This is a genomic window from Polaromonas sp. JS666 (genome assembly GCF_000013865.1).
Lineage (GTDB): Bacteria > Pseudomonadota > Gammaproteobacteria > Burkholderiales > Burkholderiaceae_C > Polaromonas.
The window spans coordinates 3,988,524-4,012,650 of the sequence record NC_007948.1; the positions used below are offsets into that span (position 1 = coordinate 3,988,524).

23 protein-coding genes are annotated in these 24,127 nt (G+C 61.4%); 17 read left to right on the plus strand and 6 right to left on the minus strand.

The window, feature by feature from the left end; translation table 11 throughout:
- Window positions 1–117 precede the first annotated feature (117 nt).
- The 3 genes from trxB to rpmG all read left to right on the plus strand — a co-directional run bounded on the left by trxB (window position 118) and on the right by rpmG (window position 1,707).
- On the plus strand, window positions 118–1,059 hold the full coding sequence (gene trxB, locus BPRO_RS18980) for a thioredoxin-disulfide reductase (protein ID WP_041388951.1): 942 nt from the start codon (window positions 118–120) through the stop codon (window positions 1,057–1,059).
- Between the two features lie 235 nt (window positions 1,060–1,294).
- Window positions 1,295–1,528, plus strand: coding sequence for a 50S ribosomal protein L28 (gene rpmB, locus BPRO_RS18985; protein WP_011484691.1), 234 nt, complete (start codon window positions 1,295–1,297; stop codon window positions 1,526–1,528).
- Between the two features lie 11 nt (window positions 1,529–1,539).
- The gene (rpmG, locus tag BPRO_RS18990; protein WP_007863188.1) at window positions 1,540–1,707 is read left to right on the plus strand and encodes a 50S ribosomal protein L33; all 168 of its coding nucleotides are present in this window, start codon (window positions 1,540–1,542) and stop codon (window positions 1,705–1,707) included.
- Window positions 1,708–2,068: 361 nt separating this feature from the next.
- Here rpmG and BPRO_RS18995 read toward each other — a convergent pair whose 3' ends face one another.
- The 3 genes from BPRO_RS18995 to BPRO_RS19005 all read right to left on the minus strand — a co-directional run bounded on the left by BPRO_RS18995 (window position 2,069) and on the right by BPRO_RS19005 (window position 6,616).
- Window positions 2,069–3,268 (minus strand): DesA family fatty acid desaturase, encoded by a 1,200-nt coding sequence (locus BPRO_RS18995; protein ID WP_011484692.1) that lies wholly within the window; start codon window positions 3,266–3,268, stop codon window positions 2,069–2,071.
- 201 nt (window positions 3,269–3,469) lie between these two features.
- A complete protein-coding gene (locus BPRO_RS19000; protein ID WP_011484693.1) occupies window positions 3,470–4,723 on the minus strand; it encodes an RsmB/NOP family class I SAM-dependent RNA methyltransferase in 1,254 nt (417 codons plus the stop codon).
- A 30-nt stretch (window positions 4,724–4,753) separates the two neighbouring features.
- On the minus strand, window positions 4,754–6,616 hold the full coding sequence (locus BPRO_RS19005; RefSeq protein WP_011484694.1) for a M48 family metallopeptidase: 1,863 nt from the start codon (window positions 6,614–6,616) through the stop codon (window positions 4,754–4,756).
- A 35-nt stretch (window positions 6,617–6,651) separates the two neighbouring features.
- Here BPRO_RS19005 and BPRO_RS19010 point away from each other — a divergent pair, with 35 nt between their 5' ends.
- The 5 genes from BPRO_RS19010 (at window position 6,652) to BPRO_RS19030 (ending at window position 12,659) form a co-directional block, all read left to right on the plus strand.
- The gene (locus BPRO_RS19010) at window positions 6,652–6,888 is read left to right on the plus strand and encodes a DUF1653 domain-containing protein (RefSeq protein WP_011484695.1); all 237 of its coding nucleotides are present in this window, start codon (window positions 6,652–6,654) and stop codon (window positions 6,886–6,888) included.
- Between the two features lie 147 nt (window positions 6,889–7,035).
- A complete protein-coding gene (locus tag BPRO_RS19015; RefSeq protein ID WP_011484696.1) occupies window positions 7,036–8,652 on the plus strand; it encodes a peptide chain release factor 3 in 1,617 nt (538 codons plus the stop codon).
- A gap of 355 nt (window positions 8,653–9,007) precedes the next feature.
- Window positions 9,008–9,940 carry a tripartite tricarboxylate transporter substrate binding protein gene (locus tag BPRO_RS19020; protein WP_011484697.1) on the plus strand — a complete coding sequence of 311 codons (933 nt, stop codon included), beginning with the start codon at window positions 9,008–9,010 and terminating at the stop codon, window positions 9,938–9,940.
- 33 nt (window positions 9,941–9,973) lie between these two features.
- Window positions 9,974–11,728 carry an IlvD/Edd family dehydratase gene (locus tag BPRO_RS19025; RefSeq protein WP_011484698.1) on the plus strand — a complete coding sequence of 585 codons (1,755 nt, stop codon included), beginning with the start codon at window positions 9,974–9,976 and terminating at the stop codon, window positions 11,726–11,728.
- 1 nt (window position 11,729) lies between these two features.
- Window positions 11,730–12,659, plus strand: a complete 930-nt coding sequence (locus tag BPRO_RS19030; protein ID WP_011484699.1) for a 2-hydroxyacid dehydrogenase — start codon at window positions 11,730–11,732, stop codon at window positions 12,657–12,659.
- On the opposite strand, the gene BPRO_RS19035 is transcribed toward BPRO_RS19030, so the two are convergent.
- Window positions 12,656–13,621: a LysR family transcriptional regulator gene (locus BPRO_RS19035; RefSeq protein ID WP_011484700.1), complete on the minus strand. Its 966-nt coding sequence runs from the start codon at window positions 13,619–13,621 to the stop codon at window positions 12,656–12,658. The genes BPRO_RS19030 and BPRO_RS19035 overlap by 4 nt on opposite strands.
- Window positions 13,622–13,835: 214 nt before the next feature.
- Between BPRO_RS19035 and BPRO_RS19040 the strand changes: the two genes are divergently transcribed.
- The 9 genes from BPRO_RS19040 to BPRO_RS19080 all read left to right on the plus strand — a co-directional run bounded on the left by BPRO_RS19040 (window position 13,836) and on the right by BPRO_RS19080 (window position 22,134).
- A complete protein-coding gene (locus BPRO_RS19040; RefSeq protein WP_011484701.1) occupies window positions 13,836–14,258 on the plus strand; it encodes a VOC family protein in 423 nt (140 codons plus the stop codon).
- Window positions 14,259–14,468: 210 nt separating this feature from the next.
- The gene (locus BPRO_RS19045) at window positions 14,469–15,389 is read left to right on the plus strand and encodes a dihydrodipicolinate synthase family protein (protein WP_011484702.1); all 921 of its coding nucleotides are present in this window, start codon (window positions 14,469–14,471) and stop codon (window positions 15,387–15,389) included.
- A 62-nt stretch (window positions 15,390–15,451) separates the two neighbouring features.
- Window positions 15,452–16,774, plus strand: a complete 1,323-nt coding sequence (locus BPRO_RS19050; RefSeq protein ID WP_011484703.1) for an ABC transporter substrate-binding protein — start codon at window positions 15,452–15,454, stop codon at window positions 16,772–16,774.
- A 21-nt stretch (window positions 16,775–16,795) separates the two neighbouring features.
- The gene (locus tag BPRO_RS19055) at window positions 16,796–17,770 is read left to right on the plus strand and encodes a carbohydrate ABC transporter permease (RefSeq protein ID WP_157045831.1); all 975 of its coding nucleotides are present in this window, start codon (window positions 16,796–16,798) and stop codon (window positions 17,768–17,770) included.
- A gap of 2 nt (window positions 17,771–17,772) precedes the next feature.
- Window positions 17,773–18,624, plus strand: coding sequence for a carbohydrate ABC transporter permease (locus BPRO_RS19060; RefSeq protein ID WP_011484705.1), 852 nt, complete (start codon window positions 17,773–17,775; stop codon window positions 18,622–18,624).
- 42 nt (window positions 18,625–18,666) lie between these two features.
- Entirely contained in the window at window positions 18,667–19,779 is a 1,113-nt protein-coding gene (locus tag BPRO_RS19065; RefSeq protein WP_011484706.1) for an ABC transporter ATP-binding protein, read from the plus strand.
- A gap of 2 nt (window positions 19,780–19,781) precedes the next feature.
- Window positions 19,782–20,807 (plus strand): Gfo/Idh/MocA family protein, encoded by a 1,026-nt coding sequence (locus BPRO_RS19070; RefSeq protein WP_011484707.1) that lies wholly within the window; start codon window positions 19,782–19,784, stop codon window positions 20,805–20,807.
- A gap of 94 nt (window positions 20,808–20,901) precedes the next feature.
- On the plus strand, window positions 20,902–21,753 hold the full coding sequence (locus tag BPRO_RS19075) for an amidohydrolase family protein (protein WP_232291433.1): 852 nt from the start codon (window positions 20,902–20,904) through the stop codon (window positions 21,751–21,753).
- Window positions 21,754–21,855: 102 nt separating this feature from the next.
- Window positions 21,856–22,134, plus strand: a complete 279-nt coding sequence (locus BPRO_RS19080) for a hypothetical protein (protein WP_198140946.1) — start codon at window positions 21,856–21,858, stop codon at window positions 22,132–22,134.
- Window positions 22,135–22,466: 332 nt separating this feature from the next.
- Here the strand turns inward: BPRO_RS19080 and BPRO_RS19085 are convergent, their stop codons facing one another.
- The gene (locus BPRO_RS19085; RefSeq protein WP_041390046.1) at window positions 22,467–23,390 is read right to left on the minus strand and encodes a DUF3616 domain-containing protein; all 924 of its coding nucleotides are present in this window, start codon (window positions 23,388–23,390) and stop codon (window positions 22,467–22,469) included.
- A 228-nt stretch (window positions 23,391–23,618) separates the two neighbouring features.
- A complete protein-coding gene (locus tag BPRO_RS19090; protein ID WP_011484711.1) occupies window positions 23,619–24,092 on the minus strand; it encodes a hypothetical protein in 474 nt (157 codons plus the stop codon).
- Window positions 24,093–24,127: the final 35 nt, after the last annotated feature.

Sequence of the window (24,127 nt, forward strand, 5' to 3'; positions counted from 1 at the left end):
TTCTTACAATGGCTTTTATCGTGAGAAAAACAAATACCGCCAAGCTTTTACCTGCTGCAGCATTTGTTCGGCATGACTCTACCTGACTTCCAACACTTTCCCAATCAGTTTTTCACCATGAAACATTCCAAAGTCCTCATCCTCGGTTCAGGCCCTGCAGGTTATACCGCGGCGGTGTATGCAGCGCGCGCCAATCTCGACCCGGTACTGATCACCGGAATTGCGCAAGGGGGCCAACTCATGACCACCACCGACGTGGACAACTGGCCGGCCGACGCGCAGGGCGTGCAGGGGCCGGACCTGATGCAGCGCTTTCTCGAACATGCCGAGCGCTTCAAGACCGAGATCATCTTCGACCACATCAACCAGGTCGACCTCAGCAAGCGTCCTTTCACGCTGACCGGTGACAGCGGCACCTACACCTGCGACACGCTGATCATCGCCACCGGTGCGTCGGCCAAATACCTCGGGCTTGAATCCGAATCTGCGTTCATGGGTCGCGGCGTTTCCGGCTGCGCCACGTGCGATGGCTTCTTCTACCGCAACCAGGACGTCTGCGTGGTGGGCGGCGGCAATACGGCCGTGGAAGAGGCGTTGTACCTGTCCAACATTGCCAGCAAGGTCACGCTGGTGCATCGCCGCGACAAATTCAAGGCCGAGGCCATCCTGATCGACAAGCTCCACGAAAAAGTGGCAGCGGGCAAGATCGAGCTTCGCTTGCACCATACGCTGGACCAGGTGCTCGGAGACGCTTCTGGCGTGACCGGCGTGCGCCTGAAAAGCACCCTGCATGACACGGCGCAAGACCTGGCGCTCAAGGGTTGCTTCATCGCCATCGGCCACCAGCCCAACACGGAGATTTTTGCCGGGCAGCTGGAAATGAAAGACGGCTACATCATCACCAAAACCGGTTTGCAGGGTTTTGCCACCATGACCAGCGTGCCGGGCGTCTTTGCCGCCGGCGATGTGCAGGACCATGTGTACCGCCAGGCCATCACCAGCGCCGGGACCGGTTGCATGGCTGCGCTGGATGCCCAGCGCTTCCTGGAACAAAGCTGATACAGGGCAGCTGATTAAAAGCAGTTGATTCAGGGCTGCCGGGTTGCGGTCAGGCCACACCATAGCCCCGCTCATGCTCATGCTCATGGCCCGCCATTGCGGGCCGCGTGGCAGCGGGAAGATGCAGTTTTGTGGAAAGCCGGTTTTCAGGCTATAATTTAAGGCTTAGCTGCGCATCCGCAGGGCAATCCCCTTCGGCCAGCATCCGATTTCTAATTTTTTACGGAGAGTGCTCATGGCACGCGTCTGTCAGGTAACGGGCAAAGGCCCGATGGTGGGAAACAATGTTTCTCACGCCAACAACAAAACCAAGCGCCGGTTCATGCCTAACCTGCAATATCGCCGCTTCTGGGTCGAGAGCGAAAACCGCTGGGTGCGCCTGCGCATCACCAGTGCGGGTCTGCGCTTGATTGATAAAAAAGGCATCGATGCCATCCTCGTGGACCTCCGTGCCCGCGGTGAAATCTAAGGAGAAGCACCATGGCTAAAGGCGCACGCGAAAAAATCAAGCTGGAATCCACTGCCGGCACCGGTCATTTCTATACGACCACCAAAAACAAGAAAACCACGCCCGACAAAATGCTGATCATGAAATTTGATCCCAAGGCACGCAAGCACGTGGAATACAAGGAAATCAAGCTGAAGTAATTCAGCCCTGATTCCCCGCAGCGCCCTGCGCTGCAACCAAACCCGCTGTACCCCGGCGGGTTTTTTTATGCCTGATCGATCCTGCCGGTCTTCGGCACGCCAGCCAGGACACACCATACCGCGCGCACCATGCGTCCGCAACACTCGGCGACCCAACCCGCTTCAAGCCCGGCAGAAAAAGACGGGAGCGCGCCGGCTTTCCCCCATGAGCAGTGTCACGAGCGACGGGAATCCCGGCATCAGGAGAAAAGCCTCTGCGGCACCACAGAAGGTGGCCCATGAAAAAACCGCCTGAGCAGCAATGCTGAGGCGGTTTCGCGCTGCGGGGACGGGGCGCGAGCCCCGTTGCAGGAAAGTCAGGTCAGGCGCGGGCGGCGCGCAGCTTCATCGAGAATTCACGCAGCGCGGCAATGCCGCTTTCCTCGGCGCGGTGGCACCAGGCCTGCAGGTCAGTCGCCAGCTGCTCGCGCGAGGCGGAAGTGCTCAGCCACATCTGGCGCAGCTCTTCACGCATGGTGACCATCTTGTCCAGCACCGGGTGCTCGGCACGGGCCTGGGCCAGCTGCGGCTTGGCCGCTGCGGGCACCTTGTCATCATCACGGTGCAGCCAGCGATTGGCCGTGCGCAGCACCGACACGTCCGCCTTCCGGGCTTTCAGGACTTCAATCTCGGCCTTGCCGGCACGGCGCAACTCGCGCGCAAATCCGGCCATCACTTCGTAGCGATGGGCAATCAGGGCTTCGAGCGTCTTCTCGTCAGCCACGGGCTGGATCGCGCCCAGCTGAAGCTTGGGCGGCACCTTCTTCACGGAAGCCAGACCGACCTTTTCCAGGGCGCGGATATATACCCAGCCGATGTCGAACTCGTAGGGTTTGACCGAGAACTTGGCCGACGTGGGATAGGTGTGGTGGTTGTTGTGCAACTCTTCGCCGCCAATCATGATGCCCCAGGGCGAAACGTTGGTGCTGGCGTCCGGTGCTTCAAAGTTGCGGTATCCCCAGTAGTGGCCGATACCATTGATGATGCCGGCCGCCGTCACGGGAATCCAGACCATCTGGACCGCCCACACGGCCAGACCGGCCGCACCAAACAGCGCCAGGTTCAGGATCATCATCAGGCCGACACCCTGCCAGCTATAGCGCGTGTAGACGTTGCGCTCCAGCCAGTCATTGGGCGTGCCATGACCATACTTGGTCAGGGTTTCCTTGTTTTTGGTTTCGGCACGGTAGAGCTCGGCACCCTTCCAGAACACGGTTTCAATGCCGTGCGCCTGCGGGCTGTGCGGATCTTCCATGGTCTCGCACTTGGCGTGGTGTTTGCGGTGCACCGACACCCACTCCTTGGTGACTTGGCCCGTGCCCAGCCAGAGCCAGAAGCGGAAGAAGTGCGCCGGAAGGGCATGCAGATCCATGGCGCGGTGCGCCTGATGGCGATGCAGGTAAATCGTCACGCTGGCAATCGTGATGTGCGTTGTCACCAGGGTGTACAACACAATTTGCCACCAGCTGGCGGCTACCAGTCCATGAGCCAGCCAATCAATGGCGGCATCAAAAAAAATCATAAAAGTCCTTTAAACAATCTGCACCAGCCCCTCATTCATCTTTGACCTGTCTCCATGGGCTGCACCAGACAACCCGTTATTGTACTGGGATCACTCCAAAATACCAAGTTATCGAGAGGTCACAAAAATCGCCAGAAGTCCCCAAAACCCGGGATCATTCTGTAACTTTTACCTAATTACCAGCAATTACCGCCAAAAATATCACAACTTTTGCCATACGGCGGCAAAAAACCCATCGGTTTGATGCAGGTAGGGCCAGAGCCGCAAATAAGGACCCCGACACAGTCTTTCAGCCCCTTCCACCCCCAGATGGGTCAACAAGGGCGCCACTTCAAGGGCGTTGAACTCTTTATTGGCAGCACTGAAGGCCTCGGCAATGGCCTCGTTTTCTTCACGCAAAATGCTGCAGGTGGCGTAAACCAGCCGTCCGCCGGGCTTCAAAAGGCGTGCGGCACTCTGCAAAATCGCGGCTTGCTTGGCCGTCAGCTCCTCGATGGCCTTGGGGTTCTGCCGCCATTTGAGGTCGGGATTGCGCCGCAGGGTACCCAGACCCGAACAGGGCGCATCCACCAGCACCCGGTCTATCTTGCCGGCCAGGCGCTTGATGCGGTCATCGCGCTCATGGGCAATGGCCACGGGATGGACGTTGGACAGGCCGCTGCGTGCCAGCCGGGGCTTGAGCGCATCGAGCCGATGACCCGAGGTGTCAAAGGCGTAGAGGCGTCCGGTATTGCGCATCGTGGCACCGATGGCCAGCGTTTTGCCTCCGGCACCGGCACAAAAGTCCACCACCATTTCGCCGCGTTTCGCGTCAAGCAGCAGGGCCAGCAGTTGCGAGCCCTCATCCTGCACTTCAATCGCACCCCGCGTGAAGGCGTCCAGCTTGCCCAGCTGCGGCTTGTCCACCAGGCGCAAGCCCCACGGGGAGTACGGCGTGGCTACTGTTTTAATAGCATGCTTGCCCAGTTCCTTTTGGACCTCAGCCCGTTTTTCCTTCAGGGTATTGACCCGCAAATCCAGCCCTGCCGGGGCATTGAGGCTTTCCACCAGCGGCCAGAAGTCGTCACCCAGCTGAGCCTTGAGTGGCTCCACCAGCCACTGCGGCAGGTTGTGGCGGTGCAGCTCCATCAGGTCTGACGGCTTCACCTGGTCACAACGCGCCAGCCAGTCTTTCTCCTGCTCGGTCAGCGCGCTCAGCAGAAAATCACGCTCCGCGGCAAAACCCAGAATGGCCAGGCGCCGCTCCGGCGGGCCGCTGCCGTGCTGGGCAAGATAGGCATAGAGGTTTTTTTTGCGCAGCACCCCATAAATTGTTTCCGCCACGGTGGCGCGCTCGCGTGGGCCGAGGCGCATCTCGCGAAAATAGCGCGACACCACCATGTCGGCGGGGTGTTCAAATTTAAGGACCTGCTTGAGAAGCTCGGAACAACTGTCGAGTAAGGCTTTAGGGTGCATGGCCCTATTGTCCCATCTGGCCGCGCAGCTTCAGGCCGGGGTGCGGATGTAGATGGGTTCGAAGGCGTCTCGCTCGATGTCACCCAGCGTGGGCGAATAACCAGCCCACAGGGCCAGGGCCGGTCCGGGCAGATCCAGTGAACGCTCGAGCTCGCGGCACAGGTCATACCGCTCTTCGTCGTCCAGGCCCGGCAGTTCCACGAAGACGAGGTAACAGCGCCGGTAGGGAAACTCGCGCAAGTTCTTGCGCACCAACCAGGCCCTGGCCACGGGTTTGCAACGCGCCATACCCGCCTGGATCTCGCCCCTTTCGAACTCGTTCAGGTCGTGGCGGCTGATCGACTGGAAAAGCGGCGTGTTCGTCAGTTCCTCCCAGGCGCGGCCTTCGGCTTCCTCGGCCTGCTTGAGCCGCTCGCGCCAGAGCTTGAGCGCCTTGTCATCGAGGCTGCCGTCGGCAGCGGGCTTTTCCAGTTCGGCCACCGCCGCCCGGCAGGCCCACCAGCGGCTGGGCAGACTGTGATCGAACAGCTGGCCCAGGCAGTCCAGGCGCCGGGCATGCTCAGCGGCCGGCAGGCATTGCACCAGGCCGCGCAAGCCGCCGGCATGGCCAGGCGTGATCTGCAAGGCCCGTTCATAGTGGCTCCGCACATCGGCGCGCGCATTGAGGCGTCTTTGCAGGTCGCCCAGCTCGACCATTTCGCCGGCGTTGTTGCGCACGGCGCTGGCCATCAGGGCGTCGGCGCGGGCCCGCACCCGGCCCAGGTAGGCATGGTGCTGCTTCCAGTCAGTGGCGTTGTCCTTGCACCATTGCTTGTCGAAATGGGCGATCCATTTGGCGCCGCTGGTGCCTAGCAGATCCAGCGCAGGCCTGGACGACCAGGCAGGCAAGCCCTTGCTCGCGTCCAGCGCCTCCAGGCGGTCGCGCAGTACCGGGTGCGTGTCGTCGACGTCGCTGATCTGCCGCAGGGTCTGCCGCAAGGTCTCGCGGGCGAAGTCGTCTGGCGGCGCCAAGGCCAGCAGTTTGCGCATGGCAGCATACGGCCCGACGGGCAGCGCGCTGGCTGCGGCGGCGCTCCAGTGGCCCGACCAGAACTCGCGACCCAGCCAGGCGCTCTTGATGGCGATTTCGGTCAGCGCGGCGGCGGCGACTTCTTTACCCAGCAGCTTGCCGGAAATGCGGTCAGCCTCGTACTCGTCCTGGCGCGCCAGCGCAAAGGTCTTGGCCGAAAAGCGCGGGAAATACCAGCGCAGAAAGGCCTGGGTGGCCGCGGCCACCGGCCCCTCGTCGTTGCGCAGGCCGTGGCTGAGCTTGGCCCAGCTCAGGCGGGTGCGATAAATCCAGGCCGCGAAGCGGCCGTGATCGCCGCGCAAGTGGCCGTACTCGTGAGCCAGCACGGCAAGAAAGCGCGGCCGGTCCACTGCCAGCAGCAGGGGCAGGCCAATGGTCAGGTAGTTGACGGCACCGCCGAACAGGCCATAGCGCGGATACTGGCTGATGCTGGCGTTGAAGTCCCCGTCCAGCAGCACGCGGTGGATAGTCGGGCCCTTGATCTTCCTGCGGATGCGCTCCAGCGCCTCGAACAGGGCCGGCGCATCGGCGGGCGACAGCGCCACGCCTTGCGGCTCGTCGAGCCGACACCACAAGGCACGCAGGCTGGTCCAAAGCAGGCCGCCCGCGGCCAGCAGCAGCCAGATGTAGGCGCCCTTGAACTGGCCCCGCAGCAGCGAGCTGCCTAGCCACGCCAGAATGGCAGCCGCAAGCAGCAGGCAGCCGACCACCCAGGCATAGCCCAAAGCGGCAAAGGCTGCCACGCTGCGGCGATAGGCTTTGCTGTCTTGCGCGCTGGCATGTTCGCTCAGCCGCACCAGGTGAATGAAATCCGCGCGGTCCATGAGTCCCCTCCCCTCTTTTGGCGACAATCTTAACCATGAGCCACGACCTTCCCCCATTGATAGAAACCCCGCCAGGCCTGTACCGTCACTACAAGGGCCAGTTGTATGAAGTCGTGGGCACCGCGCGCCACAGCGAGAGCCTGGAGCCCATGACGCTGTACCGGGCGCTCTACGGCGAAAAAGGCCTGTGGGTGCGCCCGGCGGCCATGTTCAATGAGGACGTGGTGATCGAAGGCATTCGACAGCCGCGCTTCGCGCGGCAACCCGATTAAGTGCCGCAAAGAACACAAGATGACCCCAACGGCGACCAGCGGCCGCAGCGCCGGGCCGCCCCAAGCAAGGCCAGCCCCCTCGGGAGCAGCGCATTACACGCAGTAAAAAGCGTGGGGGCCATGCCACGTCGCCGATAATCATGGGTTATGTCCGAAACCACCGAAATCGCAAAACAGGTCAAGCGCCGCCGCACGTTTGCCATCATTTCCCACCCTGACGCCGGCAAGACCACGCTGACCGAGAAGCTGCTGCTGTTTTCGGGTGCGATCCAGATCGCCGGCAGCGTCAAGGCCCGCAAGGCCGCGCGCCATGCCACGTCGGACTGGATGGAGATTGAAAAGCAGCGCGGCATCTCGGTGGCCAGCTCGGTCATGCAGATGGAATACCGCGACTGCGTGATCAACCTGCTCGACACCCCCGGCCACCAGGACTTTTCGGAAGATACCTACCGCGTGTTGACGGCAGTCGATGCCGCGCTGATGGTGATTGACGCGGCCAACGGCGTCGAGCCGCAGACGCGCCGCCTGCTGCAGGTCTGCCGCGCACGCAACACGCCCATCCTCACGTTCGTCAACAAGATGGACCGCGAGGTGCAGGACCCGATGAGCGTGATGGACGAGATCGAGCGTGAACTTGGCATGGCGGTGGTGCCCTTCACCTGGCCGGTGGGCATGGGCAAACTCTTTCACGGCGTTTATGACCGGCGTGAAGACCGCATGCGCGTCTTCAGCCCGGGTGAAGAAAAAGCGGGCGGCGACGATGAAATCCTGGCCGGCCTGGACAACGCCGAAGCCGCGAAACGCTTTGGCGCCGAATACAAGCAGGCGCAGGAAGAGATTGAGCTGGTTGCCGGCGCCTCGCACGAATTTGACCGCGCCCAATTCCTCAGCGGCAAACAGACGCCCATGTTCTTTGGCTCGGCCATCAACAACTTTGGTGTGCAGGAGGTGCTGGACGCGCTGGTGGACCTGGCCCCCGCCCCAGCCGAGCGCGAAGCCATCCAGCGCGTGGTGCAGCCTGACGAAAAGAAATTCTCCGGCGTGGTGTTCAAGATCCAGGCCAATATGGACCCGGCACACCGCGACCGCATTGCGTTTTTGCGCGTGGCCAGCGGCGAGTTCACGCGCGGCATGCGCCTGAAGGTGGTGCGCAGCGGCAAGGAGTTGCGGCCCAACACGGTGGTGAGCTTCATGAGCCAGCGCAGGGAATTACTGGATACTGCGTTCGCCGGTGACATCATCGGTATTCCCAACCACGGCGTGCTGCAGTTGGGCGACACGCTCACCGAAGGCGAAGCGCTGCAATTCACCGGCCTGCCCTTCTTCGCGCCCGAGATGTTCCGCTCCGTTGAAGTGGCCGATCCGCTGCGCAGCAAGCAGCTGCGTGCCGGCCTCACGCAGCTGGGTGAAGAAGGTGCGATCCAGGTGTTCCGGCCCATTGCCGGCTCCGTGCTGCTGCTGGGCGCCGTCGGCCAGCTGCAGTTTGAAGTGGTGGCACACCGCCTGGAGCACGAGTACGGCGTCAAGGCCCGCATCATGGGCAGCAACTTCAACCTGGCCCGCTGGGTCACCAGCGACGACGCCAATGAGTTGAAAAAATTCATGGATGCCAACGCGCACCGCGTCGCGCTCGATGCGGTCGATGCGCCCACGCTGCTGGTGGACCACAGCGCCACCTTGCGCGCGGTCGAGCAGCAATGGCCCAAGATCCGGTTCCATGCGCTGCGCGAGCATGCCGGGCTGGTGTTTCAGTCAAAGATGTAAATCGTTCACTGGCCTCGTTCACTGACCGCGCGGCCAGTTTCGCCGCATTTGCACGCCCCAGGATTGCAGCCGGCGACCTGACCTGCATCTCCGGCCGGCTCAAGCCGGGTTTCCATCCCGTGCGGATTGAAAACAAAATTTATTATCTTTTGAAGATAACAAACAATCATTCCTTTTATCCATTGCCACACCCAGAATCCATATCTTCCAGGGACGTGCAGGGGCGGTAGTCAATCCATGAGCTAGCCCGCCGGCAACGTTTTTATGTTGAACCGAAGGGGATCACATGGACAACGGAAAATGGAATCAAGGACGGCGCAAGCTCATTCGCGCAGGGCTGATGCTGGGGATGGCAATGTGCACGTCATGGGCGTTCGCGGCCTACCCTGACAAGCCCATCAAGCTCATCGTTCCTTACCCTCCCGGTGGTGCGACAGATGTCATTGGCCGCATCCTAGCCCTGAAACTGGGCGAATCCCTTGGCCAGCAGGTGATCGTGGATAACCGGGGTGGTGCTGGAGGCAATCTTGGTGCCGAAGCAGTAGCCAAATCGGCGCCCGATGGCTATACCCTGCTGATGGGTGCCTTGACATCCCACTCAACCATGGCCACCCTTGAGAAAGGAAAACTTCGTTACGACATCATCAAGGACTTCACCCCACTGATGGTGGTCGGATCCGTCCCCCTTGTCCTGGTCGTTAACCCGCAACTTCCCGTCAAAAACCTGCAGGAGTTGATCACTTATGCGAAGACGAATCCGGACAAGCTGTCTTACGCCTCTTCCGGCGCAGGTGCACCGCAACGGATGGCGGCGGAAATTTTTCGCAAGGAGGCATCGGTCGGCATGCTGCACATTCCGTACAAGGGCAGTGGTCCTGCGATGACCGACCTGGTCGGCGGCCAGGTGAACCTGATGTTCGAAACTGTGCCGGCCGCGCAGCCCTTCATCAAAAGCGGGCAACTGCGGGCTCTGGCCGTCACGACACCCACGCGCATCTCGATGCTGCCTGAAAGTCCGACGACGGCAGAAGCCGGCCTGCCTGGGCTCGAGGTGAGCTCCACCTTCGGCGTACTGGCTCCCGCCGGCACACCGGCCACCATCGTGGAACACCTGAATGCAGCGCTGGCCAAAATCGTCCAATCGCCGGAGGTCAAGGAGCAATTCCTGCGCCAGGGCGTGTATGCCCTGCCGCCCACCACGCCGGCAAAAGCTGCGGAGCGCCTGCGCAGCGAAGTGTCTCGCTGGGAAAAGGTCATCAAGGAAGCCAACATCAAGGCAGACGACTGAGCTGTCGGCCACCGGATATTTTCAAACACCCTCATGACCATGAAATCAAGCGACACATCCAAAAACCATTCCGAAGAAACCGGTCTGAGAAAGGGCCTGACCAGCTACGGCGACAAGGGCTTCTCGCTCTTTCTTCGAAAGGCTTTCATCAAGGGGGCGGGCTATACCGATACGGCGCTGGACCGGCCTGTGATCGGCATTGCCAATACCGGCAGCGCATACAACCCATGCCATGGCAATGCCCCCCAGCTCATTGAGGCCGTCAAGCGTGGTGTCATGCTGGCAGGCGGGCTGCCCATGGATTTCCCCACGATTTCCATCCACGAGAGCTTCTCGGCGCCGACCAGCATGTACCTGCGCAACCTGATGTCGATGGATACGGAGGAGATGGTCCGGGCCCAACCGATGGATGCGGTGGTGCTGATTGGCGGCTGCGACAAGACGGTTCCGGCGCAGCTGATGGGTGCGGCATCGGCGGGCATTCCGGCCATCCAGTTGATCACGGGATCCATGCTGACCGGCTCCCACCGGGGCGAGCGTGTCGGTGCGTGTACCGACTGCCGCCGCTATTGGGGCAAGTTCCGCGCCGGCGAGATCGATGCCGAGGAAACAGCGGATGTCAACAACCAGCTGGTGGCCAGCGTGGGCACCTGCTCGGTGATGGGAACTGCCAGCACCATGGCCTGCATTGCCGAGGCCCTGGGCATGACGGTTCCGGGCGGCGCATCGCCTCCGGCCGTCACGGCCGACCGCATCCGGATCGCGGAGGAGACCGGTGCGCGGGCCGTGCAAATGGCACGCGATGGACTGACCATCGACAAAATCCTGACACCCGCGGCTTTCGAAAATGCCATGCGGGTGCTGCTGTCCATCGGCGGGTCCACCAACGGCATCGTGCACCTGGCAGCGATTGCGGGTCGCGTCGGCCTGGAAATTGACATGCAGGCGCTGGATCGCATGGGCAGGGAAACGCCGGTCCTGCTGGACCTCAAACCCTCCGGCCAGCACTACATGGAAGACTTCCACAAGGCAGGCGGCATGGCCACGCTGTTCAGGGCGCTCAAGCCCCTGCTGCGCCTGGATGCATTGACGGTGACGGGACGCACCCTGGGTGAGGAAATTGAACTGGTCGGACCAGGTTTTGCGCAGGATGTGGTTCGCTCCATCGACAACCCGATCTACCCGCAGGGAGGCATCGCCGTGCTGCGCGGCAACCTGGCGCCAGGCTGCGCCATCATCAAGCAATCTGCGGCCGACCCCAAGCTGATGGAGCATGAGGGACGCGCCGTGGTGTTCGACAACGCGGAGGATCTGGTCAACCGCATCGACCGCGACGACCTGGATGTCATGGCAGACGACGTGCTGGTGCTCAAGAACATCGGCCCCAAGGGGGCGCCGGGCATGCCCGAGGCTGGCTACATTCCCATTCCGCTCAAACTGGCACGTGCCGGCGTAAAGGACATGGTCAGGATTTCGGACGGCCGGATGAGCGGCACCGCCTTCGGCACCATCGTCCTGCATGTGACGCCGGAATCCGCCGTGGGTGGGCCACTGTCGCAGGTGCGCAGTGGAGACCACATTCGGCTCAGCGTGCGCAATCGTGAGATCAGCCTGCTGGTATCCGATGAAGAACTCGCCCGGCGGATGCGCGAGAACGTGGTGACCGAGCCGACCGCCGACCGGGGCTATCGCAGGCTGTTCCTGCAGACCGTCACGCAAGCCGACAAGGGCGTCGATTTTGACTTTCTGAGGGCCGCAAAGATCACCGGAAAAACGCCTCGATCCTGACATGCAGGCTATCGTCAAAATTGGGACCTTTGCCGGAGAGCTTCAGCAGACCATTGACCGGGAATTCCAATGCCATGGGCCTGAGGATATTGCGCGGGATGATGGGTTGCGCCAGTCCATCCGCGGACTGATCACCCGGAGCAACTACCAGGTGCCCTTGGCGCTGCTGGAGTTGCTCCCGGCCCTGCAGGTCATCTCAACCTGCGGCGTAGGCTACGACGGCATCCCCGTGGCGTATGCCCAGGCAAGAGGGATCGCCGTCACCCACACGCCGGGCGTGCTGGATGACGCCGTCTGCGAATTGGGCGTGGGCCTGCTGCTGGGACTGCTGCGCGACATCCCCGCTTCAGACCGCTTTGTGCGTGACGGGCGATGGTCAGACAGTGCTTATCCGCTCACCACCAGCCTGGCCGGAAAGGCCGTTGGCATCGTCGGCCTGGGCCGCATTGGCCGGGGCATCGCGGCAAGGTTGCAGCCATTCGGTGTAGCACTGGCTTATTCCGGGTCCCCAAAAATCGACGTTCCGTATCGCCATGTCCAGAGCGTGCTGGCACTGGCCGGCGAATGCAGCATTCTCATCGTCTGCTGCAAGGGTGGAAGCGAGACCCGGCATCTGGTCAATGCGGAGATTCTGCAAGCCCTTGGACCGGCTGGCTACCTCGTCAACATCGCGCGCGGCAGCGTCGTCGACGAAGAGGCATTGGTCCATGCATTGACGACGGGTGGCATTCGCGCTGCGGCACTGGATGTGTTCGAGGACGAACCGCTGCGCAATTCTGCGCTGACGTCGCTTCCCAATGTGCTTTTGTCGCCCCACGCCGGATCGGCCACCCGGGAAGCACGGACGGCCATGTTGCGTCTGACGCTGGACAACCTCCATGCCGTCCTGAACGGGCAGCCAGCGCTGTCGCCCACGCCCCGCATCGGCTAGCCCGCGTCAGCGATTTGTTTCTTCCGGCGGCTGCTTGCTGCCGGCTTGATGGTCTGCTTGATGGTCTGGGTGGGGGCCTGCTGTGGGACCGGCCTGGCAAACACTGCTTCAGCCTCGGCCAGAAATGCGCGAGCCAATGAGGCGCGTGGACCATACTCGCCCCAGATCAGCCCGACGTGCCGGACCGGTGGGCGCTCCGGCAAGGGAATGCGGGTGATGGCCAGACCCGATTGCCACAGCGGTATCCAGTCCGGCAACAGGGCCACACCGAGGCCTTGCGCCACCAGGGCGGCAATCGCCATGAGGCCGTCAATCTCAAGACGCTGCCTGGGCCGGATACTTTGGTCGCGCAAATACCGATCGGCCAGTTGCCCTCCGAGGACCGACCGGTCATAGCGGATGAATGGCTCTGATCGCAACAGTTCGTGGGCCTCATGACCGGCCAGTTCAGCGGGCGCCACGACCACCAGGGGTTCCGCCACAAGCGAGCGCCATGCGCAACTTTTGGCCACGGCAAATTGAGGCTCCACAACAATCGCGGCATCAATGGCACCGGTGCTGACCTGCCGGCACAACTCCACCGAGGACCCCGTGGCCACGAAGACATTGAGGTCCGGGTACCTGGCATAGAGTCGCTTGAGCACCGGCGGAAGCACGCTGGTCATGGCCGACGCGAACACGCCCAGCCGCAATTCGCCCAACGCAATCCCGTCTCCCGCCACCACGCGCAGATCGCGTATGTCACGCAGCACGGAGCGGGAAGGCTCCAGGATTTTCACGCCCGCCTCGGTCGGCTTGACGGATCGCCCGGCGCGCTTGATGAGCGCCACACCCAGTTCCTCCTCCAGTGCATGAACACGCGCCGCAATGGCGGCGGGCGTCAAGTCCAGTCTTCTGGCGGCTTCCGCCAGCGAGCCGACTTCCACGACGGTGACGAAGCTTTGCAGGTAGCGGACATCCATGATTTCACCTTGGGGAAACGCTGCTCGGAAAGTTAAAAATTTTATCGTATGAACACATGAAAAGCCTGTTTTATTTGACAGTGTGTGCAAGGAAACTCTGGGTACGCGACAAGGCGGCCCGGAAATGCGCTGGTCGCTGACTGACGGACGGATGCTTCAAAAGTGCAACCACCAGCGTCTACCGACAACTAGCCACAACTACTCAAGGAATTTCATGCCCCCCGTTCCTCCGTTCCATCTTGCGTTTCCCGTGCGGGATCTTTCAGAGGCTCGCCGCTTTTACGGCGAGCTTCTCGGATGTGCCGAGGGGCGCAGCTCCCCTGACTGGGTGGATTTCAATTTCTTTGGCCATCAGCTTGTTGCCCACCTGGCACCTGGCGAGTGCGGCCATCGCAGCACCAGTGAGGTGGATGGGCATCAAGTGCCCGTCCGGCATTTCGGTGCCGTCCTGCCCATGAAGGACTGGGAAGCATTGGCGGCCCGCCTCGGGACCGAAGGCATGCATTTTGAAATTGAACCGCAGATCAGGTTCAAGGGGCAGGTTGGCGAGCAGGCCACGATGTTCTTTCTGGACCCGTCGGGCAATGCGCTGGAATTCAAGGCTTTCGCCGACATCAGCCAGCTCTTTGCCAAATGACCCGTCATTGGAGACCGCCAATATGCCCGGATTCGTGATCTGCAACCCGGTGACGAGGTGTGCGGTGGCATCCAGGGGGTTGCCGATTTCAGCTTCGTCGTGGGCCCCAGGCGCCCTTGAACCGCTTGAACCGCTTGAACCGCTTGAACCGCTTTAACCACTTGAACCGCCCCCTCCTCCCGTCATTCCATCTTGAGGCCACCGCACACCATGACCACCAGAATCCGCGGCGTTCTCGCCCCTGTCCTGACACCTTTCAACCGGCGTTTGGAGCCTGATGTCAATCGCTTCATTGCCCACTGCCGCTGGCTGATCGACAACCAGGTCAGCCTGGCCATTTTCGGCACCAATTCCGAAGCCGCTTCACTGTCGGTGAACGAGCGCCTGTCGATGACGGATGCGCTCTTGAGCGCCGGTATTCCTGCGGCCCGCATGATGCCGGGCACGGGTGGCTGCTCGTTGGCCGATTCGGTCATCCTGACCAAACATGCGGTTGAAAACGGCGCCTTGGGTGCCTTGATGTTGCCTCCGTTCTACTTCAAGGGTGTGTCCGACGAAGGCTTGTATGCCTATTACTCCGAGGTGATAGAGCGGGTTGGCAGCGATCGCCTGAAGGTCTATCTCTACCACATCCCCCAACTCACGCAGGTGCCGATCACACTGAACCTGATCGAAACGCTGCGCAAGCGTTATCCCGACACGGTCGTTGGCGCCAAGGACTCATCGGGCGACTGGCCAAACACCAAGGCCATGATCGACAACTTCGCAAAAGACGGTTTTGACGTCTTCCCTGCCAGTGAGTCGACGCTCTCCAAGGCGCTGCCGCTCGGTGCCGCCGGCTGCATCAGTGCCACCGTCAACATGAACCCTGGCGGAATCCATGCCTTGTACCAAGGCTGCAACAGCGCACAGGGCGAAACCTTGCAGGCCAATGCGGACGTGATCCGCAAGATCTTCCAGGCGGTACCGATGATCCCGGCCATGAAGCGGGTGGTCGCCGAATTCTCTGCTGACCCCGGCTGGCAAGTGGTGCGTCCACCCCTGGTTGGGCTGGACGACAGCACCGCCCAAGGCGTGCTGACAGCCTTGCGTGACGCGCAATTCACCATGCCGGGTTATCCGGGCCGCTAGGCGATCGGCGATCGGCGCACCACAACCAAACGAAACCACCCACCAACAACGAGGAGACAACCATGCCTTTGCCCAGATTCCTTCCTTCCGCAGTTTTCGTCCAGCGCTTCGTGCCTGCTCTGGCTGGCGCGCTGGCTTGCGCCGCCCTGGCTGGCCCTGTGCTGGCCCAGACCTCGCAGCAAACCATCACCATGTGGAGTCATTGGCCCGACGAGCAGTCCAAGCGCGGCTTTGTCGAAGAGCGCGTGAAAAAGTTCGAGGCCGCCACACCGCAATGCAAAGTCAATCTTCAATTCGTCCAGAAGTCCGACCTCTATGCGTCGGTCAAGACCTCGGTGCGAACGGGGCAGGCACCCGACATCTTCTGGCTTGAGCCCGACGAAATTGCCTTCGCGAAGAGCGGTTACCTGGAGCCGCTGGACGGCCACATCAACCTCAACAACCTGGAAGACTGGGCACGCCAGTCCTGGAGCCATAACGGCAAGGTCTACGGACTGCCGGTGGAGGCCTACACGGTGGAGCTGTACTACAACAGGGACCTGATGAAGAAAGTTGGCGTGACGCCCCCGCCTGGCATGCAGATGTCGCAGGCGCAATTCACGGACCTGGTGAAGAAGACCGCCGCCGCAGGCATCACACCGGTGGCCTCAGGCGTGGGGGACCGCCCCTACCCTGGCGCCTATCTGCTTCAGGAGATGCTCCTGCGCAAACTGGGGCTTGACGACTATCGCGCGTTGCTGACGGGGAAGCTGTCGTTCACTGACCCGCGTGTCATCGAAACCATGAACTGGATCAAGGAGCTGGTGGATGCCGGCGCCTACCCGAAGAGCTTTTCGACGCTCAAGCTCGGCGAGTCGCACTACTACTTTCACACCAATCCGGGCGCCATGATGTTCCCGATCGCCAGCTGGTACACCGGCCGCGCTTTCGTTTCAGCGGAAAAAGGGGGGCAGCCGCAAGGATTCCCACTCGGCCTGATGAAGTATCCGGCAGTCAACGGTGCGAAATGCCCGGAATGCAAGACACTCGCCGTCGGTGGCAGCTACGTGATGTACTCGCGCAGCAAGAATAAAGAGTGCGCGGGCAAGCTCCTCAACTCGATCGCCACTGTGGAAAATGGCAACAAGTGGATGGAGGAAGTGCTGCTGCAGACCGGCGTGCGCACGGACCCTTCGCGTATACAGAGCATTCACGCGCAGTACTTCAAGGACCTGCAGGACCGCAGCATCGGCGCAAAATTCTTCATCGGCACACCACTGCACTACATGAGCGGCAAGTGCGGGGACACCTTTTCGCAGGTACTCAATCGCGCCTTTCCCGCCGGTCTGATCAGCGTCAAGGACGCGGCTGGCCAGATGGACGCAGCTTGCAAAGCGGCTTCCTGACGTTTTTCCGAGATGCCGTCCATGTCCAATTCCATTTCGAACGCCTTGCCCGCCCCAAAACCCGGTTGGCGCCCGAAACTCGGCGCGTTGCTGGCGCCACCCGAGGCTGACTCGCGGCGCACCTCATGGCCGACCCTGATGCTGTTTCTCGCACCGGCGCTTCTGGTGTACGCGGCGCTGACGGCCTATCCCGTGGTGCGGACGTTCTACAACAGCTTTTTCATCATCAACGACATCGCCTCGTCGGATTTCGTGGGCCTGGCCCATTTCGCCGAGGTGTTCCGTGACGCCACCTTTCTTGCGGCGGTGCGCAACACGGCCATCTGGTCCACCGTGGCACCGTTTCTCGATGTCATCACCGGTTTATTGCTGGCACTCTGTCTGTACGCGGGTGTGCCGTTCGCCCGTTTTCTGCGGGTGGCCTGGTTCACGCCGGTGCTGCTGTCCTATGTGGTGGTCGGAATCATGTGGGTCTGGATCTACAACTACGACTGGGGCGTGGTCAACGTCGCCCTGCGCAACGTCGGCTTGGGGCATTGGGCGCAGGCCTGGATCGGCGACCCCAGCTTCGCGCTGGCCTCGCTCATGGTGACACATGCCTGGAAATGGGCGGGCTTCAACATGGTGGTCTGCCTCGCCGCCCTTCATTCACTGCCCTCCGAGGTGCTCGAAGCCGCTGAACTCGACAACTGCGGCTGGTGGGACAAGCTGGTGCACGTCATCGTGCCCATGCTGTGGCCGACCCTGCTCAACCTCTACATCCTGGCCTTCATTGGCAAGATGAAGGTGTTTGACCTGGTCTGGATCATGACCGAGGGTGGCCCCGTGTGGTCTACCGAGACGGTATCTACCTATGTGTACAAGCGTGCCTTCAACTGGAACACCTTCGACCTCGGCTATCCGTCGGCCATCGCCGTGGTGTGGTTCTTTGTGGTGGTGGGCTTCGTTGTGTTCTTCAACGTGCTGTTTCGCCGCCGCGAACGTCTGGAATACTAAAAATGCGTGCTTCCAACTCCTTTGGCGACTCGGTTTCGCGCCTGCTGCGACAGGGCGGGCTGATGGCTGTCATCGTCCTGTACACCCTGTACTCGGCGATGCCCTTCGTCTGGCTTGGCTCGATGTCGCTGCGCACCACGTCCGAGATCAGCGCCGCGCACTTTGCCTGGCCGCAAACGCTGCACTGGGAAAAATTCCGTGTCGCCTGGGTTGACTCCAACTTTGCGCAGTATTTCTGGAACAGCACGCTGGTGGTGGGCGCGGCCGTGGCCATCGTGACCCTGTTCGGTGCAGCCGCTGCCCACTGCCTGGCGCGCTACAACTTTCGTGGCAACCGGCTCGTGTACTTCACCCTGTTCAGCTCCATCGTCTTTCCACCACAAATTATCCTGATCTCCTTGTTCCAGGTGCTGGTGGAATTCGACCTGTACAACACGCGTCTGGGTCTCACCCTGGTGTATGTCGGTTTGCAGCTTCCGTTGACCGTGTACCTGCTGGAAGGCTTTTTCGCCCGCATCCCGCAGGACCTGTTTGACGCGGCCAAGATCGACGGTTATTCAGACTTCGAGATCTTTTGGAAAATCGTTCTGCCGGTGGGCATGCCCGCCATCGCCACCACCATCATCCTGAATTTCATTCAACTGTGGAACGAATTCCTGTTTGCGGTGGTGCTGGTCAGCGAACCGGGCCTGCGCACACTGCCCATCGGCATCCGCGCTTTCATGGGCGACTACTTCCAGGACATCGGAATGATTGCCACCGGAATGATGATCGCCATCATCCCGGTCGTGATTGTCTACGCCTTCTTCTCGGAAAAGCTCATTCAGGGGATGACAGCCGGCGCCGTGAAATAAGCCCGCTCATCGTTCACTTGCCCACACAACGGAGAAACCCAATTGGCTACCGTCACTCTCAAAAATATCTGCAAAAGCTACCGCGGCACCCCCGTTCCATCCGTCAATGACGTCTCATTCACTGTGAACGACGGCGAATTCATGGTCTTGCTCGGCCCCTCGGGCTGCGGCAAATCGACCACATTGCGCATGATTGCCGGCCTCGAATCGATCACCAAAGGCCAGCTGGATATCGATGGCCGCGAAGTCAACGAGGTCGCGGCCAAAGATCGCGATATCGCCATGGTGTTCCAGTCTTACGCGCTCTACCCCCACATGACCGTGGCTGAAAACCTGGGTTTTGGCCTGAAGCGCCGCAAGGTCGACAAGAACGAAATCGCCGCAAGGGTCAAGAAAGCCTGCGGCATTCTCGGCCTGGACGAGTTGCTGGAGCGCAAGCCTTTTGCGCTGTCAGGCGGCCAGCGCCAGCGCGTGGCGCTGGGCCGTGCCATCGTGCGTGAGCCCAAGGTTTTCCTGTTTGACGAACCGCTGTCCAACCTGGACGCGGCCTTGCGCGTCAACACCCGCAACGAACTGGTGCGCTTGCACCAGCGCCTGAACGCAACCATGATTTACGTGACGCACGACCAGGTCGAGGCGATGACCATGGGCCAGCGCATCTGCGTCATGAACAAAGGACGCGTGGCGCAGATCGGTCGGCCACTGGACGTGTACCGGGCACCGGCCGATGCCTTCGTTGCACGCTTCCTGGGCAACCCACCGATGAACATCGTGCGGGCCCAATTGCTTGAACACAATGGCCTGCGCCACGCGATGGTGGGCGGGTGCGCACTGCCCCTGGAGCGCTGGAAAGGCGTCTCATTCAGCGCTGCTGACGAGGTATTGCTGGGGGTGCGGCCTGAAGAACTGTCGCTGACCACGACGCCAGGCAGCGAGCAGGCATCACTGCGGGGCACAGTATCCGGAGTAGAACCCCTGGGCGCAGAAACGCTTGTGATCGTCGAACTGGAGCGCCAGGCGGGCGAGGTCACGGCGCGGCTGCACCGCGAAACATCAGTCAGGGTCGGTGACACGGTAGGCCTCAGCTGCGCTTCGGAGGCCATCTATCTGTTTGACCCGGTCAGCGAGAAAGCCATTGTGGCAACGGATCATTAAGCATGGACGCAACACAGACACCACAGACACACCAGGCCCAGCCGTTGCGGATCGGCCTCATCGGCGCAGGCTGGGTCACCCAGCATCACCTGGCAGGCTGGCGGCAACACGCATCGCGCGCCCGGGTGGTGTCCATCACCGACCCCCATACGGCGCAGGCACAAGCGCGAGCCAGCGCCTTTGGCATCGACCAGGTCTTCGCCAACGCCGAACAGATGCTCGACCGGGGCGACCTCGATGCCGTGGATGTGGCGGCGCCACGCGAAACCCACGCGGAACTGGTGCGCCTGGCCGCGCGGCACGGCCTGCCCGTGCTGTGCCAGAAGCCACTGGCACCGACCTATGAAGAAGCTTGCGCACTGGTCGCCGAAACCCAGGACTGCACGCGCCTGATGGTGCATGAGAACTGGCGCTTCAGACCCTATTACCGCCAAATCTCCCGCTGGCTGCACGAGCAGCGCATCGGCCAGGTGGTACAGGCGCAAATGAGCCTTTTGACCTCGGGTCTCATTCCAGATGGACAAGGCAGGTATGCCGCCCTCGACCGCCAGCCGTTCGTGGCAACGCTCCAACGCGCGCTGGTCATGGAGATCCTGATTCACCACATCGACACACTGCGTTTCCTGCTGGGTGATCTGCGGCTGGTTCATGCCCGTCTGGGCAAGGGCTGCAGCGCCATGGCGGGAGAAGACCGCGCGTCGCTCGTTTTCGAGAGCACCAGCGGTGCGGCGGTAAGCCTTCTGGCCAACCTGCGCGTGTGGGGTGAACCCGAAGCCAAACCTGATGAACTGTTGCTGGTCGGTGAGCGCGGCTGCATCCGCTTATCCGGTGATTCGCTGCGCTGCCAGGGAGATCAGCCAGAACAGCTTCACTACGACCTGCCGGCCTGCTACACCGAATCCTACGCCGCAACCATCGGCCACTTCATTGATGCGCTGGGTGATGGCGGACCGTTCGAGACCAGTCCACAAGACAATCTCCAGACGCTGCGTCTGGTGGAGGAGATCTACAGCTTCTCCCGCAATTAGCCCGACCGGATCCGCCCTCCCTTTTTTTGCCATGACGACCACACCATGCATTGACACTCTGAGTGGGTCTCATCCACCAATTCGAAAGCAACAGATGAAGTTTTCGTCGGGTTCGAACTCTCCCGGCATCAGGGTGCCTCCCGGCGCTATCGACTGCCATCACCATATTTACGATGCGCGCTACCCTGCAGCGGAGAACGCCACCCTCAGGCCGGCCGACGCCTTGATCGCCGATTACCGCGCGCTGCAAGCGCGCATTGGCACCACCCGCAACGTGATCGTGCAACCCTCCACCTATGGCGTAGACAACCGCCTGCTGGTCGAGTCGCTCGCCGCATTCGGGCTGGAGAATGCGCGGGGTGTCGCTGTCGTCAACACCAGCGTGACCGACGGCGAGCTCAAGCAACTGCACGACGCTGGCGTGCGCGGCATTCGGTTCAACCTGGCGCCTCCCGGCACCACCACGCTCGACATGGTGCGCCCGCTCGCACGACGCATTGCGCCCATGGGCTGGCATATTCAGCTCAATGCACCGTCGGCAGCGCTACTCGATGCCAAATCAGTCTGGAGCGATCTGCCCGTTCCCGTGGTGTTCGACCACCTGGGCCGTGTGCCGCAACCGGGCGCTGCCAACCATCCCACCTTCGCCATGATTCGTGGACTGCTTCAGCAGGGCAAGGCCTATGTCAAACTTTCCGGGTTCTACAACGAGTCCAACGTCGGCTACCCGTCCTATTCAGACAGCGTGCAAGTGGCTACCCTCTATGCCAAGGAAGCGCCCGAACGTGTGGTCTGGGGAAGCGACTGGCCGCACCCCACCGAAAAAGACAAGGGCTATCCAGACGACGCCCATTTGATCGATTTGCTGTCCGAAGTCGTACCCGACGAGGCGGCCCGCCATCGCATTCTGGTGGACACCCCGGCAAGGCTGTACCAGTTCGCATGAGCCCTGGACGGTTCCCGGCTGAGCTTTGACGTATTCCCGGCCAGTGAGTCAACGCCGTCCAAGGCCTTGCCGCTCGGCGCCGCAGGCTGTACCAGTGCCACCGTGAACATGAACCCGGCGGGCATCCGCGCTGTCTATGAGAAGAACTGGAGTACCGCGACGGGCGAAGAGCTTCAGGCCAAGGCCGACGTTGTTCGACAAATCTTCGAGGCGATGCCCATGATCCCCGCCATGAAGCGGGTCGTCGCCGGGCTTTCAAACTATCCTCGGTGGGGCGCGGTTCGCCCGCCGCTGTGGGCATTGAACGACAGCGCCGCAACGGATTTTTTCAAAGCCCCCGGCAAGGCAGGATTTGACATGCCCGCCTATCCGAAGGCCTGACAGACCGTTGATTTCCCGCCCCTTGCCCCGATTTGGGATGCGCCCTGGCATGTGAACCGCAGGGCGCTGGACATTGCCGTTGTCAGTCAAGGGAAACATCCATGACGATTACAGGTCGCTCAATCCCGTTTTTAAGATGCGAGATTTCGCCATTCCGCCTTCGTCAGCGATTTGGGCTCAAAAATATCACCTCGGTCAATGTCTCCATGCGCGCACATGCGGGACTGGTGTTTCAGTCAAAAATTCAGTGTTATAGCCCAATAAACGCGGTTGCGATCAGCTGCTATTTTTATAGCATATGCTTGTCTGGATACGGTAACCCCAGTACCAGATCAAGGCGCGATCTGCAGTTGCCCAGGGTCGAGCAGCACAAAACGGGCGAAGCGCCCTTCTTTGCGGCTACCGTCGTCACTGACGATGACAACTCGGGGTGCGCCATCGATGACCGCCGGGCTCACCCCTTCCGCGCGCTCGAAACCCTGCAAGCCTGGAACAGAGACGCGGCGCGCCGGCACACCGGACTGCCCGCTCCAGAACCAGAGCTTGAACTCATCTGGCTCGCGCGAGGCTGGGCCACTGATGACCAGGTATCCCTCGAGCGACGTCATCCAGGACATGCCGCGAATCCCGTCCCCGCCAAGGTCCAGCGCCTGCAGCGTGCTTGACACCCGCGGTGCCTCGTCTGCTTCAAAAATCGCAGCAAGATTTTCAACGCTGGCGATGATGGCATGACTGCCCTGCAGCGGACTGCGAAATCCAACCAGCAATCGCTGCTGGTCCGGGGAGATCTCCAGCGCCTCAATGTTGAATCCACCGCTGGTTTTGACATCTTCAATCTGGGCAGCGGCTGCGAGCAGCGGATGCGCCGCCACCAAAGCGCGCTTCAGTCCGTTGACCACGATGGGCTCAACCACGCGGTTGGCTTCGATTCGGAACCGTACCAATTTGTCACGCGACTTCTTCTCGTCGCCGACGTCGTCCCGCGAATGCGACGTGACCGCATAGAGGTACCCCGATGCATCAAGGGCGAGCCCTTCAAGGTCGTCCAGCTTCCAGAAGGGATCACCGGATTGGAACCATCCCGGGCTCAGCGACGTGCGCTTGACACGCCCGCTGGCGTCAATAGTCACCAGACTGAAGGGATGCTTCTTCTCATCTTCAACCACGAGGAAACGCCCATCCGGCAACTGCTGGATGGCAGATGGCTCATAGAGACCGGTCAGGGGCAGGAACATGGGAATAGTGTTCTGCGTCATGACGGTCATTGTCTCTCGCGGTAAATGTTTCGGGTAGCGGAAATCCCGTGAAGGAGCCGCATGTACCGCACGGCCCTCGATGGCTGGTTGATTGGTACAGGAGTGGAAGGGGTGACGACGTGTTGCATCGACCGGTTGAATCCGCCCAGCGAAAGCCGGTGTTGGCCAATGTCAGCCTCCTGGATACCCAGCAAACAAATCGACGCCAGTCGGCGTCACTACCGTTGTCTAGTCCTCACCGCGCATCGTGGTCACCTTCACCACTCGCAGTACCGGGCGCCCGTCGACCAATACCGGGTGATGGTGGTCATCAGCCAGGAGCACGCCGATTTCATGCACGCCGGCGGCTGTCGGGCAGTGACCGAAGCGAGCCTTGACGAGGTCGCCGCCGGTATCGCTGTTCATGCTGTTGTAGGGGCGGCCGGGGATATTGCAGCTGTCGCCCGCCGGGTCGATCTTCATGTGGATATGGCCACATCGCGGTGTGTTTCCGCACTGCCCCGCGGCACGAAGCACGAAATTACTGCGCACAACGACCCCGACAGCAGCTTCAGCATCGTTGCCCAGCGAAATGACTGCGCCTTCGGGCGGCCACACGATTTCGAGAGTCGGTGCCTCCTGTGCGGCGGCACAGGTGCTGATCGCGACCAAAAAGGCAGCAAGCAGTGAGTGGAAGATAGCAGCGCGGGTGATGAAGTTCATGGCGGTCCTGGGTTAACTGGCGACGATGTAATCGG

Excerpts from the sequence above, each read along its gene's own strand:
- BPRO_RS19020 (WP_011484697.1), top strand. The coding sequence starts at position 9,008 with ATGTGCACGTCATGGGCGTTCGCGGCCTACCCTGACAAGCCCATCAAG.
- BPRO_RS19035 (WP_011484700.1), bottom strand. The coding sequence starts at position 13,621 with ATGGATGTCCGCTACCTGCAAAGCTTCGTCACCGTCGTGGAAGTCGGC.
- BPRO_RS19085 (WP_041390046.1), bottom strand. The coding sequence starts at position 23,390 with ATGACGCAGAACACTATTCCCATGTTCCTGCCCCTGACCGGTCTCTAT.
- rpmB (WP_011484691.1), top strand. The coding sequence starts at position 1,295 with ATGGCACGCGTCTGTCAGGTAACGGGCAAAGGCCCGATGGTGGGAAAC.
- BPRO_RS18995 (WP_011484692.1), bottom strand. The coding sequence starts at position 3,268 with ATGATTTTTTTTGATGCCGCCATTGATTGGCTGGCTCATGGACTGGTA.
- rpmG (WP_007863188.1), top strand. The coding sequence starts at position 1,540 with ATGGCTAAAGGCGCACGCGAAAAAATCAAGCTGGAATCCACTGCCGGC.
- BPRO_RS19040 (WP_011484701.1), top strand. The coding sequence starts at position 13,836 with ATGCCCCCCGTTCCTCCGTTCCATCTTGCGTTTCCCGTGCGGGATCTT.
- BPRO_RS19055 (WP_157045831.1), top strand. The coding sequence starts at position 16,796 with ATGTCCAATTCCATTTCGAACGCCTTGCCCGCCCCAAAACCCGGTTGG.
- BPRO_RS19010 (WP_011484695.1), top strand. The coding sequence starts at position 6,652 with ATGAGCCACGACCTTCCCCCATTGATAGAAACCCCGCCAGGCCTGTAC.
- BPRO_RS19030 (WP_011484699.1), top strand. The coding sequence starts at position 11,730 with ATGCAGGCTATCGTCAAAATTGGGACCTTTGCCGGAGAGCTTCAGCAG.
- BPRO_RS19075 (WP_232291433.1), top strand. The coding sequence starts at position 20,902 with ATGAAGTTTTCGTCGGGTTCGAACTCTCCCGGCATCAGGGTGCCTCCC.
- BPRO_RS19045 (WP_011484702.1), top strand. The coding sequence starts at position 14,469 with ATGACCACCAGAATCCGCGGCGTTCTCGCCCCTGTCCTGACACCTTTC.
- BPRO_RS19000 (WP_011484693.1), bottom strand. The coding sequence starts at position 4,723 with ATGCACCCTAAAGCCTTACTCGACAGTTGTTCCGAGCTTCTCAAGCAG.
- BPRO_RS19060 (WP_011484705.1), top strand. The coding sequence starts at position 17,773 with ATGCGTGCTTCCAACTCCTTTGGCGACTCGGTTTCGCGCCTGCTGCGA.
- BPRO_RS19005 (WP_011484694.1), bottom strand. The coding sequence starts at position 6,616 with ATGGACCGCGCGGATTTCATTCACCTGGTGCGGCTGAGCGAACATGCC.
- BPRO_RS19090 (WP_011484711.1), bottom strand. The coding sequence starts at position 24,092 with ATGAACTTCATCACCCGCGCTGCTATCTTCCACTCACTGCTTGCTGCC.
- BPRO_RS19025 (WP_011484698.1), top strand. The coding sequence starts at position 9,974 with ATGACCATGAAATCAAGCGACACATCCAAAAACCATTCCGAAGAAACC.
- trxB (WP_041388951.1), top strand. The coding sequence starts at position 118 with ATGAAACATTCCAAAGTCCTCATCCTCGGTTCAGGCCCTGCAGGTTAT.
- BPRO_RS19050 (WP_011484703.1), top strand. The coding sequence starts at position 15,452 with ATGCCTTTGCCCAGATTCCTTCCTTCCGCAGTTTTCGTCCAGCGCTTC.
- BPRO_RS19015 (WP_011484696.1), top strand. The coding sequence starts at position 7,036 with ATGTCCGAAACCACCGAAATCGCAAAACAGGTCAAGCGCCGCCGCACG.
- BPRO_RS19070 (WP_011484707.1), top strand. The coding sequence starts at position 19,782 with ATGGACGCAACACAGACACCACAGACACACCAGGCCCAGCCGTTGCGG.